Source organism: uncultured Hyphomicrobium sp. (assembly GCF_902826555.1).
GTDB lineage: Bacteria > Pseudomonadota > Alphaproteobacteria > Rhizobiales > Hyphomicrobiaceae > Hyphomicrobium_C.
Map to the genome: position 1 here is coordinate 65,828 of NZ_CADEFI010000004.1, position 19,557 is coordinate 85,384.

At 63.0% G+C, this 19,557-nt stretch carries 22 protein-coding genes; 1 reads left to right on the forward strand and 21 read right to left on the reverse strand.

The window, feature by feature from the left end; all coding sequences use genetic code 11:
- Positions 1 to 39 precede the first annotated feature (39 nt).
- The 19 genes from QZV93_RS03465 to QZV93_RS03555 form a co-directional block, all read right to left on the reverse strand.
- Entirely contained in the window at positions 40 to 1,575 is a 1,536-nt protein-coding gene (locus QZV93_RS03465; protein ID WP_295556000.1) for a flagellar hook-length control protein FliK, read from the reverse strand.
- Positions 1,572 to 2,885, reverse strand: a complete 1,314-nt coding sequence (locus QZV93_RS03470) for a hypothetical protein (protein WP_295556002.1) — start codon at positions 2,883 to 2,885, stop codon at positions 1,572 to 1,574. Before QZV93_RS03470 ends, QZV93_RS03465 begins: the two co-directional genes overlap by 4 nt.
- Positions 2,882 to 4,102 carry a MotB family protein gene (locus tag QZV93_RS03475; protein WP_295556003.1) on the reverse strand — a complete coding sequence of 407 codons (1,221 nt, stop codon included), beginning with the start codon at positions 4,100 to 4,102 and terminating at the stop codon, positions 2,882 to 2,884. The genes QZV93_RS03470 and QZV93_RS03475 overlap by 4 nt, the downstream gene beginning before the upstream one ends.
- Entirely contained in the window at positions 4,099 to 4,707 is a 609-nt protein-coding gene (locus tag QZV93_RS03480) for a hypothetical protein (protein ID WP_295556005.1), read from the reverse strand. Before QZV93_RS03480 ends, QZV93_RS03475 begins: the two co-directional genes overlap by 4 nt.
- Entirely contained in the window at positions 4,704 to 6,401 is a 1,698-nt protein-coding gene (gene fliF / locus QZV93_RS03485; RefSeq protein WP_295556007.1) for a flagellar basal-body MS-ring/collar protein FliF, read from the reverse strand. The genes QZV93_RS03480 and fliF overlap by 4 nt, the downstream gene beginning before the upstream one ends.
- A gap of 161 nt (positions 6,402 to 6,562) precedes the next feature.
- Complete coding sequence (locus QZV93_RS03490; protein WP_295556008.1) at positions 6,563 to 7,513, reverse strand: flagellin; 951 nt, start codon at positions 7,511 to 7,513, stop codon at positions 6,563 to 6,565.
- 178 nt (positions 7,514 to 7,691) lie between these two features.
- Positions 7,692 to 8,618, reverse strand: coding sequence for a flagellin (locus tag QZV93_RS03495; protein WP_295556010.1), 927 nt, complete (start codon positions 8,616 to 8,618; stop codon positions 7,692 to 7,694).
- A gap of 244 nt (positions 8,619 to 8,862) precedes the next feature.
- Entirely contained in the window at positions 8,863 to 9,783 is a 921-nt protein-coding gene (locus tag QZV93_RS03500) for a flagellin (RefSeq protein WP_295556012.1), read from the reverse strand.
- Positions 9,784 to 10,014: 231 nt separating this feature from the next.
- Positions 10,015 to 10,758 (reverse strand): flagellar type III secretion system pore protein FliP, encoded by a 744-nt coding sequence (gene fliP / locus QZV93_RS03505; protein WP_295556014.1) that lies wholly within the window; start codon positions 10,756 to 10,758, stop codon positions 10,015 to 10,017.
- Positions 10,755 to 11,252, reverse strand: a complete 498-nt coding sequence (locus QZV93_RS03510; protein ID WP_295556016.1) for a flagellar basal body-associated FliL family protein — start codon at positions 11,250 to 11,252, stop codon at positions 10,755 to 10,757. Before QZV93_RS03510 ends, fliP begins: the two co-directional genes overlap by 4 nt.
- A gap of 10 nt (positions 11,253 to 11,262) precedes the next feature.
- Positions 11,263 to 12,036, reverse strand: coding sequence for a flagellar basal body L-ring protein FlgH (gene flgH / locus QZV93_RS03515; protein WP_295556018.1), 774 nt, complete (start codon positions 12,034 to 12,036; stop codon positions 11,263 to 11,265).
- Positions 12,033 to 12,707, reverse strand: a complete 675-nt coding sequence (locus QZV93_RS03520; RefSeq protein ID WP_295556020.1) for a MotE family protein — start codon at positions 12,705 to 12,707, stop codon at positions 12,033 to 12,035. Before QZV93_RS03520 ends, flgH begins: the two co-directional genes overlap by 4 nt.
- Positions 12,708 to 13,054: 347 nt before the next feature.
- Positions 13,055 to 14,167, reverse strand: coding sequence for a flagellar basal body P-ring protein FlgI (flgI, locus tag QZV93_RS03525; protein WP_295556021.1), 1,113 nt, complete (start codon positions 14,165 to 14,167; stop codon positions 13,055 to 13,057).
- Positions 14,164 to 14,643 (reverse strand): flagellar basal body P-ring formation chaperone FlgA, encoded by a 480-nt coding sequence (flgA, locus tag QZV93_RS03530; protein WP_295556023.1) that lies wholly within the window; start codon positions 14,641 to 14,643, stop codon positions 14,164 to 14,166. The genes flgI and flgA overlap by 4 nt, the downstream gene beginning before the upstream one ends.
- A gap of 65 nt (positions 14,644 to 14,708) precedes the next feature.
- A complete protein-coding gene (flgG, locus tag QZV93_RS03535) occupies positions 14,709 to 15,497 on the reverse strand; it encodes a flagellar basal-body rod protein FlgG (protein WP_295556025.1) in 789 nt (262 codons plus the stop codon).
- A 19-nt stretch (positions 15,498 to 15,516) separates the two neighbouring features.
- Entirely contained in the window at positions 15,517 to 15,858 is a 342-nt protein-coding gene (locus QZV93_RS03540; RefSeq protein WP_295556027.1) for a flagellar hook-basal body complex protein FliE, read from the reverse strand.
- Positions 15,858 to 16,277 (reverse strand): flagellar basal body rod protein FlgC, encoded by a 420-nt coding sequence (flgC, locus tag QZV93_RS03545; RefSeq protein ID WP_295556029.1) that lies wholly within the window; start codon positions 16,275 to 16,277, stop codon positions 15,858 to 15,860. The genes QZV93_RS03540 and flgC overlap by 1 nt, the downstream gene beginning before the upstream one ends.
- Before the next feature lie 3 nt (positions 16,278 to 16,280).
- Positions 16,281 to 16,661 carry a flagellar basal body rod protein FlgB gene (flgB, locus tag QZV93_RS03550; RefSeq protein WP_295556031.1) on the reverse strand — a complete coding sequence of 127 codons (381 nt, stop codon included), beginning with the start codon at positions 16,659 to 16,661 and terminating at the stop codon, positions 16,281 to 16,283.
- A 209-nt stretch (positions 16,662 to 16,870) separates the two neighbouring features.
- Entirely contained in the window at positions 16,871 to 17,509 is a 639-nt protein-coding gene (locus tag QZV93_RS03555; RefSeq protein ID WP_295556033.1) for a MarC family protein, read from the reverse strand.
- A 208-nt stretch (positions 17,510 to 17,717) separates the two neighbouring features.
- On the opposite strand from QZV93_RS03555, the gene QZV93_RS03560 reads away from it, so the two are divergent.
- Positions 17,718 to 17,963 carry a protein usg gene (locus QZV93_RS03560; protein WP_295556177.1) on the forward strand — a complete coding sequence of 82 codons (246 nt, stop codon included), beginning with the start codon at positions 17,718 to 17,720 and terminating at the stop codon, positions 17,961 to 17,963.
- Between the two features lie 27 nt (positions 17,964 to 17,990).
- On the opposite strand, the gene QZV93_RS03565 is transcribed toward QZV93_RS03560, so the two are convergent.
- Both QZV93_RS03565 and flhB read right to left on the reverse strand, forming a co-directional pair.
- On the reverse strand, positions 17,991 to 18,464 hold the full coding sequence (locus tag QZV93_RS03565; protein WP_295556035.1) for a hypothetical protein: 474 nt from the start codon (positions 18,462 to 18,464) through the stop codon (positions 17,991 to 17,993).
- Positions 18,465 to 18,474: 10 nt separating this feature from the next.
- Positions 18,475 to 19,557, reverse strand: a complete 1,083-nt coding sequence (gene flhB, locus QZV93_RS03570; protein ID WP_295556036.1) for a flagellar biosynthesis protein FlhB — start codon at positions 19,555 to 19,557, stop codon at positions 18,475 to 18,477.

Here is a 19,557-nt window from a genome sequence, read left to right on the forward strand (position 1 = left end):
CCATAGCAAACTCACGCACGCGACAACTCTTACCCGGTCTTAGACATAGAGGCCTTCCGCACCTCTGCGAACACCGCCCGCGTTGGTATCCTTAGCATCGGCCGGAGCCCGCTGCCCGGAATATCCGGGCCCGGCATGGCCGGAACGCGCTTGCCCCCCCGCCGAGTTCCCCAGTCCCTGGCCCTGGCTGGCCTGTCCTGAAAGTCCGCCCTGCGTCGCAGAAGAGGAAGAATCCACGCCCGCGATTTGAGATCCGAGAGGCCGGCTCGCGTCGCTCTGCGGTGCCGCCGTGATGCCTTCGACAGAATAGCCGGCCGACCGCAACGCCCCCACAAGCGCTTCCCGCTCGCGCTCGATGACGGCAAGAGTGTCATGCCGCTGAGCTTCGAGATGAACGGTTACCGCGTCGTTCTTGAGGGCGATGCGAACCGTCACGCTGCCGAGATTGGCCGGCTTGAGCTCGATCTTGAGCACCTTGACGACACCGTCGGACGAGACCTCGCCGATACCGTCGGCCCGGAGCTCGGCCCTCACGTGCGCTGCGATTTGATCGCTGACCGGCTCGGCACCGAAACCGGCGTCCGCCACACCGGGCATGGTACCGGCGGCCTGAGACGACGCACCGGCAAGCATCGACATGAACGTTGCCGTACCCTGCTGCTGCGATCCGCCGCCGGACGAGCCTCGGCCTTCCGATTGCCGCCCATCCTGCCCGGCAATGCCCTGGTCGGCGAACGCAGCCCCGCCACGTTGGCTCCACTGGTCGCCGATGGACCCTGCGCGCCCGGCACCCGGTGCGTCGCCCTTGGCATTGGCCTCGACGCCGGAGATTCCATCGCGCGTCCGCTGGTGCGGCTTGGCGGGCTCGTTGGCGGCTTGCGAGAGCGCAGCGCTGAGAGCAACCACCTTTTCTTCGCCCTCGACCGGAGCCGAAACGGGGGCCGCGTCCTGGGCCCCAGCGAACATCGTCGCGACATCCGCCCGCGCGGGTGCGAGAGCAAGATGTGTCTCCTGGCCGGCAACGGTGACCTTGACGTCGACTTTGTCGATACCGGCACCTTGAGCGGCAGCTCTACCTGACTTCAGCAGAAGCATGAGCTTGTCTGTATCCAGCGGCGCGCTATCCGTGTCTGTCTGTCCGGGGAGAACCGGCCCTGCCTCGACAACCACCTCTGCGGGAGAGACATCGGAAGATGCCGTCCGCGCCGGAACCATGAATGGTGCTTCTTCCTCGGCGCTCGCGGACGCACCGCTGAGCTGAGCGAGAATCTGCGAAAGCTCGGCCGCTCCCGTGACGTCCGCCGCCGGCTGCCGGACGCGCTCGCCGTCGCCCGATCGGCCTTCGTCGCGATCGCCGTCAGACGTCTCTTCTTTGCCGGCGCCGCTGTGCTCCCCAACCCTCTCGGCCGAAGAATCGCGTGACTCCCGTTCCGGCGATTCATTGGAGCGCGAGGCCTCGTCGAGCGTATCCCGGAACGACGTATCGCTGCGCTCCGCCGCCGACGCTCCGCTGGAAGAGCGCACGCTGGGCGAAGCAGACAACAATCCCGAAGCCAAGGCCTGTGCAGCGCTCATTGCGACGGTTCTCCCAGCAGGGCGTTTACCTTTGTTAGAAGCTCCTGCGCGCGGCCGACGGATTCCGGCTCAGGCTCCTCGTTCTTTGCGGGCGGCACCGGCCATCGGCCGACGGCACCAGCAACCGCGAGCGCAGACTCGCGAATGTCGCGATCGGAAGTATCGATCTTCGAGGAATCGACTTCATTGAGCAGCGCGAGACCTTGCTCGAAATCCGGCGTTACCGCGAGCGCTGCACCCTCAAACAGCTTGGCCCGCTGCAGCGTCCGGCTGTCGGCACGAGAGAGTTCCCGTGCCTTGCCGGCCGCATAGCGCGCGATGTCGATGTTTCCGCCCCGCGTCGCTTCTTCCGCGATCGCCAAATAAAGCCCCACACGCTCCGCCACCGGCACCTTCATCAGCTCCGTCTCGGTCCGGGAGATCCATTCGGACGCTCGCTTGAAGTTCTGCCGTGCGACACCGGCGAAGAACTGACGCCGGAAGCTGCGCGCAAACAGCGAATTGGGGAACCGGCGGGAATATTGGGCTGTCAGCAGATCGAAGCGTTCGAGCTCTCCTTCCCGCGCCAACAGCAGGATCTGCTGTCTTAAAGCCGATTCCTCGATCAACGTTCCGGGTGCAAGAAGACGCGCTTCGTCAAAGAAGCGAATGGCCTTTACGGGATCTTTCTTGGTGATAAGCGTTCCTTGTATCAGCGCCACGATACCCCCGAGCAGCGGATCAAGCGACCGCGCGTCGAGCTTCTGCAACAGCCCGAGCGCATCGACGACACGCCCCTCGCCATAGGCCAGCGCCCCGCGAACCGCGCGCCGCTCCACCGTGGGCAGCATGGCACGCTCGGTAATCGGGCGGAGGACAGTCGGGTTGCCGCCGGACAGCACGAAGAAGATTGCCGCCCGCACGTTGCGCACATCGTCCCACACGGCCACCGGCATCGCGACCATCTGCGCGCCAAGATCCCGCATGAGGTCCCGCTGCTGCTCGTGTGCGCTCGTGCTGCCTCTCGCGACCTGGTCCTGCACCGATCGCAGCGACCGGACCAGTATGTACGGCTGCTTATCCGCCTCGACCGCCGGCATTTCCGGCCAAAGCTTTAGGGGTGCGGGCGCTTCACCCTCGGCACTCTCCGCACTTTCTGCAGGCTTGGGCGCTTCCGCAGCGTGCCCATGCGCATCCGCGGGCGTGTCAGCGGCAGCCACGTTGATCAGCGCTATCCCGTCATGGAGTTCTCCCGCGAGCACCGTTCCGGGCGCCCCGGCCGCAAAAGCGGCAGCGATGACCAGCGCGCGGGATGGCAGGAGCGCGATCACGGCTTCGGCCTCAGCATGATCTCGATGCGGCGGTTCTCAGCCGCATTCGGGTCCGCGGGCATCTTGAGGTCGCGATCGGCGCGACCCTCGATGCTATCGAAGCGCTTCTCGTCAATTCCTCCACGGGTCAGCATGTAGTAGGCCATCTGCGCACGCGACATCGAGAGCCGCCAATTGTTGTTGCGCTCGGATTTGAACGGACGCGCATCCGTATGGCCCCGGACGACGATCTTGCCTTCGTGCGAGGCGAGCACTTTGGCGATCTTGTCCATCACCACCACCGTTTCCGGTCTGGGCTCGGCCGACGAGAGGTCGAACATGCCGAAGCGGAAATCGTCCGTAAGGCTGATCAGAACGCCTTCGCTGACACGCTTGACCTCGATATTGGGTTTCTTGTCCGGAGAGATGGCAGCGAGCGCTTTGGCAAGCTCGCCTTCGAGATTCTGGATCTCCTTGTCGCCCTTTTCGGTTTGTGCCGCCTCGTTCGGCTTCTCTGTCGGTCCAGGCTTCACCTCCGCAACGGCCGGTGGCATATCGGCGGCCGTATCCGGCTTGATCTCGAGCGGCTTTTCGATTGCAGGCGGTTGCGGATGCGCGCCGGGCTCGTCGAGCGTCATCTGCTCGTGGTCGCTCTGCGCCGTCTTGGGCTGCGCGACCTTCTGGTCGGCGAACGGCTCGAAGGGATTGCTGTAGCTGTCGCCACCCGGCAACGCACTGTCGCTCGTCGGCGCGTCGGGTTGCTGCGACATGGAGGTCTCAGCTTGCGTAGCGAGCCGCGACAGCACGCCATAGGGATCGTTGAACAGCTCCTCTTCGGCGGTTTTCTCCACGCCTTCGGGGAGGTCGCCATCACCACCGCGCTTGGAGAAACCATGCCGCTTTCCATCGCTGTCGATATCGCTGGGCTCCGCGCCGTCGACGGGACCGTCGCTCTTTTTTGCAGCTTTTGGGGTCTCATTCTCCTCTTCCACGCCCTTCACGGTCGGCCGCTTGGAATTGAGCTTGAGCGGATTGAAGTAGGTGGCGATCTGCTGGATCTTCTCTTTGTCAGAGACGTTGAGCAGCCACATCACGAGAAAGAACGCCATCATGGCCGTCATCAGATCGGCGAATGCGATCTTCCAGGCACCACCATGATGTCCGTCGTCGCCCTCACCCCCGCGTCTGCGGACGATGACGACCTCATGCGGCGTTGTGACTTCGCCGTCCGAGCTCACGGGCCTGCTCCCTTGATGACATCGATCCAGGCGCCGATCCGTGTGGCGAGAATTGTCTCATCGGCACTCACGGTGAGATCGCTTCCGGAAGACGCGACGAACGACACGCCGCCGTGACCTGTGTCGATCTGCTTCTCCATCGCCTCGAGAAGATCCGCGGGTCCGGAAACGACGATTTTCGCGTAGTCGCCCTTGGACACCATCTCACGCAGCGATTGCGCGAGTTCGGTGACGGCCTTGTCCTTTGCCTGCTCGCTCAGGAATGATTTCAACACCTCGCCCACGACATTCGAGATCCGCTGCTCGAGATCGTCGAGTCCCGCGGAGATCAATCCACCGAGACGTTGGCCTTCGTCGCTTGCCCATGTCTGCCGCTCGGACGCAAGCTTTTGCTCCGAGGCGGCCGCCTGAGCCTCGGCGGCGGCGCTGAATTCGGCTTGAGCCGCAGCGCGGCCTTCGAGCACGCCTCGCGCGTGCGCCTCTTCAAGCTGCGCTTCGATGTCCGACGCCCCATCGTGGCCGAACGCACCAAGAGCACGTCCACCGCGACGCGATACCTCTCCCGAAAGCTCCTTGAGATAGTAGGCGACCGGAAGCGCCGTCATGCGACTCGCTCCCGCATCCATTGCTTAAGGATGTTGGCGGCCTGCTCCTCATCGAGAGCAACCATCTGCTCGAGCCGCTTCTGCGAGAGGCGCAGCACATCGCCGGTGATGTCCTCGATCAGATTCGGTTCGCGCCGCTGCTTGATGCCGAGAAGCTCGGCCGTCGCAGCAGATTCTATGGCGGCCACGTCGCCGTCGTCGCTCGACGCCAGCAGCGAGCCGTCGTCGGCCGCGCCCACGCCTGCGGCGGCCGAGGCGGAGGCGAGCGCTCCGCCCGCAACCTGCTCCTCGCGCTGATCGAGCAGTACGCGCGTCACAGGCCTCAAGCCGAATGTCACGACGATGAACACGAGACCGAGCACCGTCAGGGCCTTGATCAAACCCGTGGCGAGACCGATCAGCGGACCCATCAGGCTGGCCGAGGAAAAGCCTTCGCCAGCTTGCGAATTCTCGGCAAATTCCACAGCAACGACACTGATCTGATCGCCGCGTTTCGTGTCCACGCCCGCCGCCGTGCCGGCCAGGCGCTCGACCTCTTTCACACGCGCCTGCACCGCCTCGGGAGTGGCGGACTCGCCGAGCGTCTCGAGCAGCCGCTTGCGATTCAACACCACGGCGATCGTCAGCGCCTCGATACGGTAGCCCTCGCTGGTGGTTGAGACGGTCTTCGTATTGAGCTCGTAGTTCGAGAGGTCTTCGCGCTTCTCGTTGGTCCGCTTGGACTGGTCTCCACCCGAGCCCTCCGCCCCCTGGTCCGGCACGTTTTGTTCGACACCGACCGGGCTACGGCTTGCCGAATTCTCCTGCTTACCCGACTCCTTCACCACGCGCAGCGAGCGCTCGACCTTCGAATCCGGGTCGAACGTCGTCTCGTTGGTCTGCCGCTTGTCGAGGTTCAGGCTGGCCGCAACGCTGACCTCGAAGTTGTCGAGACCGAGGTAAGGCGCCAGCGTCTTCCTGACGTTGTCGCCGAGGTCCTTGCTGACGGTCTTCTCGAGCTCGATCTTGCGACTGGAGGTCGACGAGCTCGCGTCCCCCGCCGAGGCGAGAACCGTACCGTCCGTATTGAGAACGCTGATATCGTCCACCGTCAACCCGGGAACGGCCGCCGAGACCAGGTGCCGGATGGCTTGGGCGGTCGAGGCGTCTGCCGCCATTTCGGTGCGGATGACGACGGAAGCGGTGGCCGGCTGGCGGCCGCGGCGGAAGGAACCCGTCTCCGGCAGCACGATATGAACTCGCGCCGCCTTGATCCCCTTCATCGCCTGGATCGTGCGAGCGAGCTCGCCCTCGATGGCGCGGACGCGCGTCACTTCCTGCATGAAGGAGGTAAGGCCGATCGGACCCAGCTTGTCGAATAGCTCGTAGCCCGCACTCGAGCTGGAAGGCAGGCCCTTCTCGGCCAGGAGCATGCGGGCTTCGGCCGTCTGCTCGCGGCGGACCATGACCTTGGTCCCCTCCGCGTTGACGTCGAAGCCGATGCCGGCGTCCTTGAGCACAGCGCCGATTCGGCTGACGTCCTGTCCGCTGAGACCGGCATAGAGCGTGTCGTAGTCGGACCGGCTGAGGTAGTAGCTCCCGAAGCCAACCGACGCGAACACGGCAGCACCGACAAGACCGAGCGCAGCGAGCCGCTTGGTCCCGAGGGCCAGCAGATTGCTCCAAAGTTTTTCGAGCTGTTCGAGACCGAGCATCGCCAACTGCTTTGCGCCTGTTTGGAATTGTGCCGATAGGAGTCTGGAAAATTAAGCTTGCGCGGGTATTGCCGCGCTCGAGGGAAAGCCGGAATTTGGACGAAAAAACAAAAGGCCACGCCGAGGGCGTGGCCTGCTTGCTACTCGGGTCTTCCCGAGGCCTAGTTCTGGAACAGTCTCAGAATCATCTGCGCCGACTGGTTGGCGATGCCGAGGGCTTGGACGCCGAGCTGCTGGCGAACCTGCAAGGCCTGTAGCCGCGTCGATTCCTCGTTCATGTCCGCATCGACGAGCTGACCGATACCGGTGTCGATCGAATCCATCAGCTTGTTCACGAAATCCTTCTGCAGGCTGGTTCGTGACTTCGCCGCGCCGAGCAATGTGGCCGCGTCCGTCATCGTCTCCATGGCCGCGTCGACGCCATCGACAAGGTCCTCGAGACCGGCAAGGTCGAGGGGATCGTCGGTGATCGAGGCGATGTTGATGCCTGTCGACAATCCGGCAATGGAGAAGGATTGCGTGCCACTGGCAAACGCATAGCCGGTGACGGTGTCGAGAATGCCGGCAGCACTACCCGTTCCCGTGTCGAACAGCATCGTTCCGGTGGGCCCGATGTTGACTTCGATCGTGCCGATTGTGATCGACCCCGTGCTGTCGCGCGAGAACGAGGCCACGATGGTCTTCGTGAGCGGCCCGGCCGAATCGCCTTGCAGCCAGTTTTCACCGGAGAACACCGCCGAACCCGCGGTATTCCGCAACTCAGCCTGCAACTCGTTGATCTCACTCTGGATCTTGGTGCGATCCAGGCCCGGCGCACGCGCCGCCACCAGCTTCGCCTTGATCTTGCCGATGGTCTCGATCGCGCTATTCAATGCAGTAACCGCCACCTCGATGGTGGCGGCGCCCAGGCCCAGCGCATCTTCGACCGTCGAGACGGCCATCCGATCGCTTCGCATTGTCGTTGCAATCGACCAGTAGGCGGCGTTGTCGGAAGCATCCTTGACCTTGAGACCCGTCGAAACACGGTTCTGCGTGACCAACATCTCTTTGTTGGTCTGGTTGAGGGTCTGCAGCGCGGTCATGGCCGCAATGTTGGTATTTAAGCTGCTCATCCCAGCGCCCTTCTACCGATTCGAAGGACATTCTTTATGTCGAACCTTGTGTGGGGATTACGGAAGGAGGACGCGGCCAAAAGGGCGCTCGAAAGCAGCCCAGCGAATCAAAAAAGCAAAGCCGCGATCCCGAGCGGGATCGCGGCTTCGCCTTTGGAAGCGGGAAGTGAAGCGCGGCTTACTGGAAGAGCCGGAGGATGAGCTGCGCCGACTGGTTGGCCATGCTGAGCGCCTGCACACCGAGCTGCGAGCGGACCTGCAGGGCCTGGAGCCGTGTCGATTCCTCGTTCATGTCCGCGTCGACCAGCTGTCCGACGCCCGTATCGATGGCATCCATCAGGCTCTTTGCGAAGTCCTTCTGGATATCGATGCGCGTCTTGACCGCGCCGAGGCTGGTGGCCGCGTCGGTCATATCCTCGATCGCCGCATCGACCGTGTTCACCATGTCCACGATGAGGGCCAGATCGGCGGTATCGTCCGTTAGCGCGGAAATGTCGAGGCTCAACACCGTGTAGGTGGTGGAGCCGGTCGTCGTCGGCGTGTCGAGAATGCCGCTGGCGCTGCCGCTCGCGGCGGTATCGACGAGCCGCATGGCGTCGAGGTCGACAGTGATGGTGCCGATCTCGATCGTGCCGTCTGCCAGGCGCGAGAAAGCCGAAACCAGCGTACGGGTCGTCGTCGCTGCCGTCGCATCCGTGCTCAGCCAGTTCTGGCCGTTGAAGGTTGCGCCATCAACCGTGCTCTGCAGCGAGGCCTGCAGCTCTTCGATTTCGCTCTGGATCTTGCTGCGATCGACGCCCGGCGTGCGTGCGGCGAGGAGCTTGTCCTTGATCTTGCCCGCGATCTCGATCGCGCTTTCGATGCCCTTGGCGGCGATCTCCGCGGTGGCCGACCCGAGGCCGAGCGCGTCAGCAACCGTAGAAAGCGAAGAGCGGTCCCCGCGCATCGTGGTGGCGATCGACCAGTAAGCAGCGTTGTCCGAGGCGTCGTTAACCCGGAAACCGGTCGAAACGCGGTTCTGCGTGATCAGCGTTTCTTTGTTCGTCATGCTGAGGCTCTGCAGCGCAGTCATCGCCGCAATGTTGGTATTGATACTTGCGCCCATCGTAAAATCCCCTTCCGACTCGTCTGACCCGCTCCAAGTCGGGCTTCCATGGTCGAAATTAGGATGTGTTGCTTACCGAACAGTTAAGCTGTGTTTCAAAATCACCAAACGGGGGGTCGTCCGCCTAGGGAACGGGCATCGATCAGCTTCACACAAGCCTGACGTAAGCTTCGGACGGGAAATGAAAAAAGGCCGCGCCCGTGGGGCGCGGCCTCGTGACCTGAAAGTCGGAAGAAAAACTCGACTATCTGAACAGCGACAGGATCGACTGAGCCTGCTGGTTGGCGATGCTGAGCGCCTGGATGCCCAGCTGCTGGCGAACCTGCAGGGCCTGCAGCTTCGTCGATTCTTCGTTCATGTCCGCGTCGACCAGCTGTCCGACACCCTTGTCGATGGCGGACTTCATGGCGTCTGCGAACTCTTTCTGGATATCGATTCGCGTCTTGATGGCGCCGAGGCTGGTAGCGGCGTCCGTCATGTCGCTGATGGCCGTATCGACCGTCGACAGCATGTCATCGATCACGTCCAGGTCGGCCGTGTCGTCGGTCAGCGACGAGATATCGAGGCTGAGAACCGTATACGACGTGGAACCGCTCGTCTGCGACGTGTTGAGGATGCCGCTGGCGCTGCCGCTCACCGAATCAACGAGACGGGTGTCGTCGAGGTCGACGGTGATCGTACCGACCGAGATCGAGCCGTCCGAGCCGCGCGTAAACGACGACACGATCGAGCGCGTCGTGGTGGCGTCCGTGCTGTCGCCCGTCAGCCAGTTCTGGCCGTTGAAGCTTGCACCGTCGACGACGCTCTGCAGAGAGGACTGCAGCTCTTCGATTTCGCTCTGGATCTTGGCGCGGTCAACGCCAGGAGTACGTGCGGCAAGCAGCTTGTCCTTGATCTTGCCGGCAACGTCGATAGCAGTTTCGATGCCCTTGGCAGCGATCTCGGCAGTGGCCGAGCCGAGTCCGAGAGCGTCCGAAACCGTCGAGATCGAGCTTTTGTCGCCACGCATGGTGGTGGCGATGGACCAGTAGGCAGCGTTGTCGGAGGCGTTGGCAACTCGCAGACCCGTCGAAATGCGGTTCTGCGTGGTGAGCATTTCGGAATTGGTGTTCCGAAGAGTCTGCAACGCGGTCATTGCCGCGACGTTCGTATTCAGGCTACTCATTGTGATACTACCCTTACGCTACGCGATAACGGCCGTTACACCGGCCTAGCTACACCGCGGCAGCGCGCCCGGGCTTACTCCCCCCGAAACCCTATCTGCCACTCCGCAACACATTAGCCCCGATATATTGATCCCGAGTTAAACGGGGCTTGCCGGGCTCGATAAAATCGTCCGCGTCGTGAGGACCGGTCGGAAGTATCTGCATCTCGATGCCGAGAAGCCGTCCAGCGCCTATGGGAACGACCGCACCAGCCCTCCAATGAGGAGGTTCCAGCCGTCGATGAGCACGAAGAACAACACCTTGAACGGCAAGCTCATCACTGTCGGCGGCAGCATCATCATGCCCATCGACATAGTGAGTGTCGCCACGATGAGATCGATGACCAGGAACGGCAACACGACCAAAAAGCCCATCTCGAAGCCGCGCCTCAGTTCCGAGATCATGAACGCGGGAATCAACACCCTGAGCTCGATCTGCGCGTCCGCCGGCCGCGGCCCGAAGCGCTCCTCGGCGAGATCCTGGAACAGCTCGAGATCTTTCGGCCGCGTATTGGCCTGCATGAACTCACGCAACGGCTGCGTGATTTGCGTATAGGCCTCCTCCTCGCTGATCTTGTTCTCGGCAAACGGCTTGAGCCCGTTCTGCCAGACGCGGTCGAAGGTCGGTGCCATGACGTAGAAGGTCATGAAGAGCGCTAGGCTGACGAGGATCATGTTGGCGGGCGTCGTCTGCAACCCGAGTCCCGAGCGCAAGAGCGACAGCACGATCACGAAGCGGGTGAAGCAGGTGACCATCATTAGCAGGCCCGGCGCCACCGACAGCATGGTGATCAATATCACCAGCTGAACCATGCGCCCGGTCACGGTCTGCTCTCCCGCGGGCAACAGCCCCTCGAGATTGAACCCCTGCGCCAAGGCCGCGCTTGGAAGCAGGACGAGCAGCATCAGCAATGAAAGGCCGGCCAGCCGCTTCATTCGACCACGATCCCGTGAATGACGACGTCCTTGATGTGCTCGCGATCGCGAATAGCCGCGCGGTCGAGGAAGTCCTCACGCAAGTTCTGGAACCCGCTCGGCCCCTCGAACTCGGAGAGTGATGCGGTCCTGAGATAGGCAACGAAATCTTCGGCAAGCTGCGCTGCCAGAGAGTCCGTGCCCTGCACCATTCCCTCCACCAGCATTGAAGCCTCGATGCGAATCCAAGCATCGCGCGGATCGGCGAGATTGACGACGATCGGTGTCAGAGCGACGAGCTTGGCATCCGCACCTATTGCCTTCTCGCCGGCCTTTGCCGCCGTGGCCTCTTTGTCTTTCGCTTCCGCGACTGCTTCGGCGGGCGCAGGCGCCGTATCGACGAACATGCCGAAGCCTGCGCCCAGGCCCAAGGCGAGAAGCGTAACGACGACGAACCCGATCAGTCCGCCGCCGCCGCCACCTTTTTTCCCCTCGGTTTCGCCATCGCCGGCCACGGGATTGCTCCTAGAAGGGCGTCAGCAGATCGAACAGTTGCTGGCCCACGGCCGGCTGCTGCACTTCCGTGATGCGCCCCCGCCCGCCGTATGAAATGCGCGCCTCGGCCACTTTGTCGTAGTCCACGGAGTTGTCGGTCGAGATATCGCGCGGCCGCACGATACCGGCGACGCTGAGCTCGCGAACCTCGAAGTTGACACGCACCTCTTGGCTGCCGCTGACGATCAGGTTGCCGTTCGGCAGCACGCCCGTCACGATGGCGGCGATCAGCAGCTCGATCTTCTCACTCCGCGTGATGCCGCCCTTGCTGTCGGTCGAGGTCTCGCCTTCCGCCTCCACATCGACGGAAAGATCACCCGTATGATTGAGTCCGCCCGAGGTCTGGAAATCATAACCGAGCTTCGGCTTGAGCTTGGTCGTCGAGTCCCGTGAGCGCTTGGAATTGTTATCCAGTGTCGCCTTGTCCTTGATCGAGATCTTGACCGTGACCACGTCGCCAATCTTACGCGCCCTGGGATCGCGGAAGAGATCCGCACTGGCATCCTGCCAGATCGAATTGCCCGGACGATAGGCAGGCTGCGGCAACGGTTCGGCCGGCAGAGGCACACGATCGGCGAGCAGGCCCGAACCGACGGCGCTGAGTGCCGGCTGGCGGTTGAAATCCGTGATCTCGTTGGCGCAGCCGCCGGCGGCGAGCGCAAGGCCCGCAATAACGGCAAATGCCGACGCCTTCCAATGCGCCGGCTCGGTCCGGAGGCTGAGCGTCCGGTTGGTCCATCTCATGATCGCGGGCCCTCCGGAGCTGGCGCATCGCCCTGCGGCTGAGACGCCGCGTTGGCTGGCGCATCGGCAGGCGCGGCCGGAGGAGCCGGCGACCTCTTGTTGGCCGGAACGTGTCCCGCGCCCGAGATGATCTCGGCAATTTTCGCGGCACGCTCGGGATCCATCTCTCCCATGATCGCGCTCGCCACCTTGGTCTGCAATTTCATCACCACCGCCGCTGCCATCTCCTCGTCAACGGTCGCGAGTTGCACCGCCGCCGCATCAGGACGCATGCGGGTATAAAACCCCACCAGCTTTTCGTGAGCCTTACGCGAGAAGTCGTCGCGCCGTTCCAGCCAGCGCTTGTATTCCTCGGTTTTGGATTCCAGTTCCCGCGCCTTTTGATCGAGCGCGGCTTCCATGTCCTGGATTTTCTTGGCCTGCCACGCGAAACGCGCATCCGCCGCGCTGTCCGCCGTATTGAAGCAGTATTGCTGCGCAGCGCTTGCGTTCGGCGGCAGCGCATCCAGCGGTCCTGGCTTCTTGAACAGCGGCTCGTCCTCCGAAACGGCAGGCGAGGCGCCCGGCGTCGCGCCCGCTTTGACCGCTTCAGCCTTTTCCGGTTCACCTGCAGCTGGGGCAGCAGCCTGGCGTGGCATCGGTCGCACCGGACTGAGGTCGAGCGGCGCCACAGGGACCCCGGGCCCCCGGGCAGCCGGCCTTTGGGCAGCATCCGCGCCATCGCCCGCCTTCGGCAATGCCCCCGTCACGATCGGTGACCAAGCGCCTTGGGGAAGAGTATGGCGCACGGGCGGGACTGCTGACCGCGGCGAGGGAAAGTAGCGGGGATCGATCTTGGTCGGAGCGCGGTTGAGCGCGCCCGGCATCGGCTCGTTAAGCGTCCCGCCCGGCGAAGTCGCAACCGTCGGCATCCAGTCCTGCTGTGCGACGACCGGCGAAACGAGAGGCCCCACAGTGAACGCGGCCAGCGCCGCGGCAAGACCCGAAATTTGTATTAGCGATTTGCAGCCCTGAGCTGTCATTGCACGACCAGCTCCGCCTGCAAGGCCCCTGACGTCTTGATCGCCTGCAGGATGGCGATGATCCCCGTCGGTTTGAGGCCCATCATGTTGAGCCCGCGCACCAGCGTTTCGAGGTTGGTTCCCCCCATGATTGCGAGGTTGGCGCCTTCCTGGTTCACAGTGACGAAGCTTTCCGGAACCACCACGGTCTCACCGTCCGAGAACGGCTCGGGTTGCGAGACTTTGGCGCCTTCCGTGATGCGCACCGTGAGGCTGCCGTGCGAAACCGCGACGGTCTGGATCTGCACATCCCGGCCGATGACCACCGTCCCCGTCCGCTCGTCGATGACCACCCGCGCCGGACCATCGGCTTCCGTGTAAAGCTCGCCGATCTCGGCCAGGAACCGGGCAGCGCTGACATCGACGGGCCGTTGCAGCGACACGCTTCTGAGATCTTGCTCCCGCGCGACGGGACGCCCGAAGCGCTGCTTCGCGAACGCATTGATGGTATCGGTGATGCGCACCGCCGTGCCGAAATCCGGATTGCGCAGTTCGAGCACCAGCGCGCCCTCGTCATCGAGGGCTCCTGCGACTTCCCTCTCGACCAGCGCGCCGTTAGGAATGCGTCCCGTCGTCGGCACGTTCTGGCTGACGGATTCCGCCCGCCCCTGCACGCCGAAGCCGCTCACAGCGACCGGACCCTGACCGACCGCATAGACCGCTCCATCCGCGCCGGACAGCGGCGTCATGACGAGTGATCCGCCGGCGAGAGACGACGCATCGCCAAGCGAGGATACCGTGATATCGATCCGCGAGCCCGCCCCCGCAAACGGCGGCAGATCCGCGGTGACGAGCACCGCCGCGATGTTGCGCGTACGCGGATTCGCCGTGCGAATATTGACGCCCATCTGATCGAGCATCGATTGCAAGGATTGCTGGGTGAACGGCGAGTTGCGAAGGCTGTCGCCCGTGCCGTTGAGACCGACCACGAGGCCATAACCCACGAGCTGGTTGGCCCGCACGCCTTGCACGGCCGTGATGTCCTTGATGCGAACGCCGGTGCTACCGCCGGCGAGTGCCGGCAGGCTTGCCGCAATCGAAATAAGGAGCAACGCGAGGGCGCGGTTCATGGCAGCCCCACCCGTACCGTACCATCGGATTGCACGGTGCCGCGGATCGTCGTCCCGCTTTCCGTGTTGCGCAGACTGATTAAGTCACCGGCCGACCCGGCCTGCAACGGAACTGCCGTAGCGGAGATGATGAGCGCTCCCGACTGGAAGTAGACGACCGCCGGCTGACCTTGCTGAATAATGAACGCATCCCGGACAGCGCCTGGATTCACGGGCACGTTGGGCAGCAGCGTTGACCGGGCGACCTTCCCGAGCAAGGCCTCGCGCGTCGCGGCAATACCCGCCTTCTCGTAATCGCGGCCACGAAACACTTTTTCGACGAGCATGCTCTCTGTGATGACATCGCCGGGATAGACGGTGACGCGCGGCACGGGCAGCACGACATCGCGCGCCAGCGCGGCCGCCACCGGCAGAAGCGCGGCAAACACCGTCGCCGCTAGCACCCCACACGTCAGAAGCGCGAGCCGTCTCAGCATTTTCATCGTGACGGGCCCCGTCCCGTGTGCCATCGGCATCACACTCCCAAGCTAACCGAGCTGCTTTACCGCATATTGTTGGCAACCGTGCCGTACATCGCATCGACGGTCTGGATCACCTTTGAGTTCATCTCGTAGGCACGCTGCGCGGAGATCAGCTGCGTGATTTCCTTCACCGCGTCGACGTTGGAGTTCTCAAGATAACCCTGATGGATGCGCCCGAATCCGGGATCTCCCGGCACGCCCGTCACCGGATCACCGGACGACTGCGTCTGCCGGTAGAGATTGCCGCCCATGGGTTCGAGACCGACTTCGTTCACGAAGTTAGCCAGCGTGATCTGACCCAGGAGCTGCGGATCGACCTGGCCCGGGATCGTGGCGTACACTTCACCCGTCTCGTTGATGGTGACCTTGGTCGCGTCTTGCGGCACCGTCATCGCTGGCTGCACTTCGTAGCCATCGAGCGTGACGATCACGCCCTGGTCATTCTTGTTGAAGGCGCCGGCGCGCGTATAGAACGTCTCGCCATCCGCGCCCGTGATCTGGAAGAAGCCGCGACCGTTGATCGCGAGGTCGTAATCGTTGGTCGTTTGCGCAAGCGAGCCCTGCTGGTGCAGGTTGCGGATGGCGGCCGTGCGCACACCGAGACCGACATAAGCGCCTTCCGGCACGTTGGCTTCGCCACCTCGGGACGGCGCACCGACGGCCCGCTCCGCCTGATAGAGCAGGTCCGTGAACTCCGCGCGAGCGCGCTTGAAGCCGGTTGTGTTGATGTTCGCGATGTTATTCGCGGTCACCTCAAGGTTGGTCTGCTGCGCATTCATACCCGTCGCAGCTATCGAAAGCGCTCTCATGGATTTGCCCTGCCTGCCGCTAGATGCTCATGCGGCTGATTTCGAGATACGCGGAAACCACCTTGTCGCGAATGGCGATGCTGGCCTGCAGCGTCTGCTCCGAGGCCATGACCGCTTCAACCACCTGCTGCGTCGTCGCCTGCCCGCGCACGCCTGCGATAGCTGTTTGCTCGCCCTGCTTGAGCGTGCTGATGGCTTCTAGAGTCATCCGGCCCAGCACAGTGCCGAAATCGGTGGGCAGCGGCTCGGTTCGCAAGGCATTCGGCGTACTGGTGACCGGCGCCGGCTGCGAAAGCGCGTCGGCACCGCCGACGCCACCGACGGAACCATAGGGCGAAACCTTGTTGACGCCGTCGAGCATCACGAGCTCCTCAGAAGATCGATGGTCATCGACGACAGCGCCCGGGCCTGCTTCACCACCTGCAGGTTGGCCTCATAGGAGCGGTTCGATTCGCGCATGTCCGCGAGCTCGACCAGCATGTCGACGTTCGGCAGCTTGACATTGCCGTTCGCATCCGCAGCCGGATGGCTCGGATCGTATTCGATGCGATAGGGCTTCTTGTCCGTGTCGACCCGGTCGACCTTGACGAGATTTGCCCCCGACATATCGTCGATGACCGACTCGAAGCTCACCGTCTTGCGCGTGTAGGGCTCGGCGCCCGGCGTGTTGCCCGTCGATGTCGCGTTGGCGAGGTTCTCGGACACGACGAGCATGCGCCGCGACTGCGCCTCGAGTCCCGAGGAGGCCACCTGGATCGCGACTTTGATCGGATCGATCATGGATTATCCCCGAGACGATGCCAGAAGCATGCGATGGAACGTCTTCATCACGCCGGTATTGCGGGCATAGGCACCGGAAACCTCACTCGCCTTCAGCATCTGCTCTTCGAGGCTGACGCTGTTGCCCGAGTGCACGACCTGCCATTTCCCTTTTTCTTCGGTCTCGGCATCGCTTCCCGCTCCGCTGACCGGGCTCATGTGCTGAGCCTCGGTCTTGCTCATCTCGACGCCGGTCGAGTTGAGCACCGCCTCGAAAGGCTCAACGTCGAGCGCCTTGTAGCCGGGCGTGTTGACGTTCGCGACGTTCTGCGCCACCACCGACTGACGTACCGAAAGCCAGCGGTTCTGCTGCGAAGCGAGCGAGAAGAAATTGATCGGTTCCATGGAAGCGGAGGCTCCACCTAGGCCGCGATCGCTTCTCACCCTAAGGGTTCGAAGTGGGAATCGCCGACCCCATCAAAACTCTTGTGCCTCCATCGGTTGTAGGTCTGTTGCCTTGTCCGAAGCTTGTGATTGTCGCCCTGGATGCGCCAAGGCGAGGCGAGAAAGCAACGGTTCCTGAAAGTGTTAACGCGACGCCGCTTCCGGTAGGCTCACGCGCCGGGCCCGATCAGTCCGCTCGCCCCGATGCCGTCGAACAGCGCCTGCACCGCGATCGCCGCCAGCAGAATGCCGAACACGCGCATCAGGACGCGTTGTGCCGTCACCCCGAGAAAGCGGGTGAGGTCATGGGCGACGAGCAGAAGCACGAGCGTCAGCGCCATGACGGTGGCGAGCGCCGCGACCGTCGCCGAGAGCTCGAGCGCATTGCCGTGCGCGTTGGCGGCGAGCAGGATGCCGGCGCTCATGGCGCCCGGCCCGGCCAGAAGCGGCGTCGCCAGCGGAAACACGGCAAGGTCGTCCTTGCGCTGCGCCTCGGCACCCTCCGAGGGCGTGAGCTTGAAGGCGCTCGTCGGCCTGGCGAACACCATGTCGAGCGCGATCACGAGCAGGATGATCCCGCCGGCCGTTTGCAGCGCCGGAATCGACACCCCGAGTTGCTTCAGCAGCGGACCGCCGGCAAGTGTCGAGCCGAGCAGGATCGTGCTTGCGATCAGCGTCGCCCTCAAAGCAATGCGCTGCCGCTCCTGAGACGAGACACCGGGCGTGAGCGTCGCGAAGATCACCGCCGCCTCGATGGGGCCGACGGTCGCGAAAAATGTCGTGAAGCTCGTGAGCGCAGCACCCAGCATCGTCCCCGCTCCGATTGATCGTTGAGCAATCTAAGGAGAGCCGCTGCCCATCCGCCAGTCAACTTGTTAGCAACGAATGGATATTGCTGCTAAGCATATGATTTTAATGGAAATATTGAAATTTTTCGCGGCTCGCTATACGCTCTTCTTGTCAACATTGCAACCCTCGGAGCCACCTTTGAGCACCGCCGACACCGATTTCGTCCGCATGCTTGCGGGCTACAGCTTGACCACCGCAGAGATCATCTATCGCCTGCCCGATCATCCTCATCTGATGCAGAGCTACATCTGGCAGGACTATGACCTCCACCCACGTCTTCCCAAGCTCAAAGGCTTTCTCGATTTCTGGGCGCAGAACCTCGAGGGCAAGCTGCATCAGGTGCTGGTCGCGCATGCCGGTCTGATCAAGCCTCGCGAGCTGCGCCTGATCGGTGCGGAATTCAAACTGCACTGAAGCCACCGCTACGGGGTTTCGCCGCCCCTAGCCGCGGGCGTCCGCGCCCTTCTCGGTCTTGGAGCGCTTTTTGCGCGAGACCGGAATGATGCGCGCGTCGTCGATGGCCTCCACCAATCGGGCCGTATTCCGGTCGGGATCCTGCGCGCCGCCCTCGAACGAAAAGTAGCTGATCTCGATACCGGCATCCAGCGACCGCAGCACCAGCCTGAAGTAGGCCGAGACGTTGAGGTGATGAAACTCCATATCGAGCGCGATCGTCGGCGCGCATCCCCATGGCAGATCGACCTCGCCGGACAGGCCGAACGTGATCGTGCCCGGCTTGAAGAACATCTCCGTCGACGAATTGACGAGCGTGCGCAGGTTGCCGAATTGCTCGGTTCGGATATAGGCGATGAAATCGGCGGGATCGATCAGCCTCAATTCCGATGCGACGTCCCGCAAGCCTTCGGCCAGCGCTTTTTCTCGCTCGCGAGAATAGTCTCTGCCCTGCTTCAGCATATCTCGATCCTCACATGGCCCGTCGCGATTGCTGCCCGCGCTGCGCGAGGAACAGAATGATTCCGGCGACGGCCTTGTAGAACTCCGGTGGAATCATCTTATCCACCTCGACGCTTGCGTAGAGCGAACGTGCTAGAGAACGGTCCTCGTAGATCGGTATTCCGTTCTGCTCGGCAATGAACCTAATTTTTAGCGCGATCAGGTCTTTACCCTTGGCAACAACTACCGGTGCGCCACCCTCCTCGCGCACGTAGCGCAACGCCACGGAATAGTGGGTCGGATTGGCGACGATCAGTGTCGCCTGCGGAACGGCCGCGATCATGCGTCGCCGAGCACGATCCCTCTGCAGCGATCTCAAGCGCATTTTGATCAGCGGATCGCCTTCGACCTGCTTGTGCTCGTCCTTGACCTCTTGCTTGGTCATGCGCAGATCGCGCCGCCAGGAGAACCGGCTCCACGCAAGATCGGCCGCGACCAGCACCGCCGTGGCCGCCACCACCGCGCTGAGAAACCGCACGCTGAGATTCTTCATCAGCTGCGGAATGGCGCCCGGTTCCATGAACAACGCGTTGTAGATGTCCATGTAGGAGCTGCTGAGCGCGAGATAGCCGGCGAAGGCGACGATCGACAGCTTGAAGAAGCTTTTCAGGAACTCGACCTGTCCCTGCAGGCCGAAAATGCGGCTCCATCCCTTGATGATCGAGATGCGATCGAACTTCGGTTCGATGCGATCGAACACGAATTGGGGCTGATGCTGCAGCACGGACCCGGCGATGCCGGCCGCGCCGAGCACGACGACGATCGGCGCAATGAACTTCGCACTCTCCAGCGCGACAACCAGCAACAGCGCCATCGCGTCGGCGCCGTTGGAAACGGAGAAGCTCTCGGGTCGATCGATGAAGCTCTCGAGCGTGAAACTGAGGTTGGCGACGCTGTCGGTGAGCATGAACACGACGGCGATCAGGATGGCAAGCATCGACGCCAGCGTCCCGGCCTCGCGCGAATGCGGGACCTGACCCTTGTCCAGCGAGTCGCGGATTTTCTTCTCTGTTGCCTCTTCTGTTTTACTCTCTTTGTCCGGCGTGTCTGCCAT